This is a genomic window from Staphylococcus sp. 11262D007BW, from assembly GCF_053547815.1.
The window spans coordinates 1-3,423 of sequence record NZ_JBPWPJ010000003.1 but is presented as its reverse complement, the minus strand read 5'-3'; the positions used below and the strand labels follow the sequence as shown (position 1 = coordinate 3,423).

Below are 3,423 nucleotides of genomic sequence, written 5' to 3'. Positions count from 1 at the left end.
ACAATGCCACTACGTGTCACTCAGCATAGCTGAGGTGTCTTCTTATGCTTTATACATTTCTTTTAAGCCATGTTAAAACCAAACAGAGCATACACCTAAGCCACATGATCCACTTTTAAAATGTATAACCTGTATAAAAGTTTCCTGGCATCGTCAGAACTTGTATTCAGATTCTTTACAAGTCACTTATATCAACGTTTATAAGATTATAGATTCTGATAGATTCTAAAAAACAGCTTATAGATTCTATAATCAACTTTATTTTTTGACTTTATACATTCTCATACATGCTTTATTTTGAATTTTAAGGGGTCATTTTAAAGAAATAGGGGTGAATCATATAGGTTTTATATCCAAAAGTTTATATACGCTCTTAAAACGCAAATATGAGTCAAATAAATATATTTTGATTTCACAAAATGATTTTTTCTAAAAACCAGTATCGATTTTTTAAGACACTGCCCATCTACATGCAAATTAAAATTTTCATGATTTTTTATAGTTCCTAACAGGGTTAAAATTTGTATAACAAAAGCATAATGTTTATATAACGTTAGTATAACAAAACATTTTAACATTATACTTTTGATAATCGTTTATCGTCGTCATCACAATAACTTTTAAAATACTCGTGCATAATTCAACAGCTGACCTCCCAATAACTACATCGTGTTATCGGGAGGTCAGCTGTTAGCACTTATATTTTGTTATTATTCTTCCTCAATTTCGTCTATCATTTTGTGATTAATTTCTCTTTTTTCTTGTTCTGTTAAATCATAAAGTTCACTAGCTAAATACTCTTTTTGTTTCCAAATATAAAAAATTTGATAGATATATTCGGTTGGATCAATTTCTTTTAAATAATCTAAATCCCCATTTTTTAATTTCTTTTTAGCCTCTTTAAATAATCCTGAATAAACTAATACCTGTTTACCTTTAAGTGATTTATAGAATGCATCAAATACTTTTTGATTTATTAAATAATCACTATCTTTACCAGAATACTTAGCCATTTCATATAACTCTTTATTGTTATTTTGTCTTATTTTTTGAACTTGAACTTGTGTGATTTCTGAAATGCCCGTTACATCACGCCATAAATCTAACCATTCTTGTTGGCTAATATAATATCTTTTATCTGTGAAATACGATTTATTTACTGCAATTAACACATGAAAATGAGGATTATAATCATCTCTTCTTTTATTATATGTAATCTCTAACTTACGAACATATCCCTTTATAACACTACCTACTTTTTTTCTCTTTATAAGTTTTCTAAAAGAATTATTATAACGTTTTATTTCATTTTCTAATTCATCACTCATTACATTAGGTGTAGTCAAAGTTAAAAAGATAAACTCCTTTTTCTCTTGCTGCTTAATATATTGCATCATCAAAGATAAACCCAGCGCATCTTTTCTAGCTTTTCTCCAAGCACAGACAGGACAAAATCGATTTTTACAAGAATTAGCTTTATATAATTTCTGTTTTTCTAAAGTTTTATCAGCTACAAAAGACAGAAATGTATTGCAATCTTGAACTAAGTCCATTTGATTCTCTCCAATATGACGTTTAATAAATTTCTGAAATACTTGATTTCTTTGTTTTTTCTCAGTATACTTTTCCATGTTATAACACATAAAAACAACTTAGTTTTCACAAACTATGACAATAAAAAAAGTTGCTTTTTCCCCTTTCTATGTATGTTTTTTACTAGTCATTTAAAACGATACATTAATAGGTATGGAAAAGCAACTTTTTTTGTGCTTAAAACCAGTCATATCAATAACTTAAGGGTAACTAGCCTCGCCGGCAATAGTTACCCTTATTATCAAGACAAGAAGAAACTCGTTTTCACTCGTTTCTAAAAACCAGAAAACAAGCCGAGATCTCGGCTTGTTTTCTTTACATAATAGGCCGTTATCAGAACTATACAAACATTTTTTGTAAAAAGCCTTTCTTGCGTTCTTTTAATAACCCAATTTTATCTGATTGCTTTTTTAATGAATCATCAATTTTTTTAAAGAATACTCCTATTTTTTCTTGTTCAGTAATAGAGGGTAACATAATAGGCATTTTTCTCATTTGTACGCCTGAAACTTCAATAAATGTGGATCCTGAACCTACTATTTCAGCGTATTTTTTTAATTGATTTGTTCTAGAATATATATAATATGAATCAAGCATACTTTGATTAGGAACAATTGATTGAAAACCTTGATTGGTACAAGCTTCTGAATTTAAAATAGCTGTTTTACCAATACCAGCACGAGAAGTAAATAGTACTGTTCCAGTAGGTAATAATTTTGCTGAACTTTTTTTCAGTCCTAATTCGGTAATTTTACTTTTACTTTCATTTACGAATATATCATTTCCAATTTCAACAGGTGAAAACCAATTAATATCTCCATTCCAATATTCTGCAATTTTAGTGTTGGGAGTTCCACCGCCTACAATTGTAGCAACATCTCCCAATTCCTTCTCTTCCCATTCCGGATAATTGTTTCCATTTTCATCTTTAAATCTCAACTCTTGTGAAAAAACCTTTTGCATATATCCCTTTTTCTGTTCTTCTAATTTCGCTAACTTTTGTTCCTCTAATTCAATTTGTCGGTCAAGTTTGCTGAAAAATTCACCGATTTTTTGTTGTTCTTTTTTTGTAGGTATATTTATCAGCATACTATAAAAATCATTATCACTTATATTTAATAAACCATCCATCCTAGCAGTTGAAGTAATAACTTTTCTTAGTTGCTTATCTAAAATCTTAGTATGAAAATACTTTTCTATAAAGTCAGATTCATAATTTGATTTTGGTCTAAAACTCTTATACACATTTGGTACAAGAGCTCTATCGTAATTCAATTTATATACAATACCATATAGTGCTACTTTTGAATTTCCTTTATTATAAGACAGATCACCTTTTTTTAATTCATTGTATTTACTTAAACTGTTTCCTGCTATTACTTGAGAAAACCTTTCTTTTTGATTCAGCCACCCTTTTTTTGCTGAAATTGTTAAAACTGGTAGTTCTTCATTATCATTACTATTTCCTTTTAAAGAATCCACAATGTTATTTAATTGCTTCTCTTCCCACTCCCCATCAAACTCTGGGAATCTTAATTCTGGTTTCATATATGCACCTTCTTTATATAACTTTTTATCTTTATTGCTTTATTCCAATTGCTTTATTGACGTTGAGCCTCCGAACCCTTAACAATCCCAAAACTTGTCGAATGGTCGGCTTAATAGCTCACGCTATGCCGACATTCGTCTACAAGTTTAGTTAAGGGTTCTTCTCAACGCACAATAAATTTTCTCGGCATAAATGCGTGTTCTATCTTTTATACATTGCTCACTACGTATTTTGATGTTTTTAAATTCTTTTCAGATTCTCTGCTAAGAGCATAAGGGGAC

General features: G+C 29.4%; 2 protein-coding genes and 2 pseudogenes. All 4 read right to left on the bottom strand.

Annotated features, from left to right (window positions below):
* Positions 1-710: 710 nt before the first annotated feature.
* Positions 711-1,631 (bottom strand): protein rep, encoded by a 921-nt coding sequence (locus ACEE93_RS10850; protein ID WP_449156582.1) that lies wholly within the window; start codon positions 1,629-1,631, stop codon positions 711-713.
* A gap of 301 nt (positions 1,632-1,932) precedes the next feature.
* On the bottom strand, positions 1,933-2,478 hold the full coding sequence (locus ACEE93_RS10845) for a restriction endonuclease subunit S (protein WP_449156583.1): 546 nt from the start codon (positions 2,476-2,478) through the stop codon (positions 1,933-1,935).
* A pseudogene (locus ACEE93_RS10840) lies at positions 2,467-2,658 on the bottom strand (restriction endonuclease subunit S); the annotation flags it as partial. The gene ACEE93_RS10845 and the pseudogene ACEE93_RS10840, both read right to left, overlap by 12 nt.
* A pseudogene (locus ACEE93_RS10835) lies at positions 2,632-3,141 on the bottom strand (restriction endonuclease subunit S); the annotation flags it as partial. The pseudogenes ACEE93_RS10835 and ACEE93_RS10840, both read right to left, overlap by 27 nt.
* Positions 3,142-3,423: the final 282 nt, after the last annotated feature.

What these genes read in the sequence shown, in the direction of transcription:
- ACEE93_RS10850 (WP_449156582.1), bottom strand. Translation starts at nt 1,631, where the DNA reads ATGGAAAAGTATACTGAGAAAAAACAAAGAAATCAAGTATTTCAGAAA.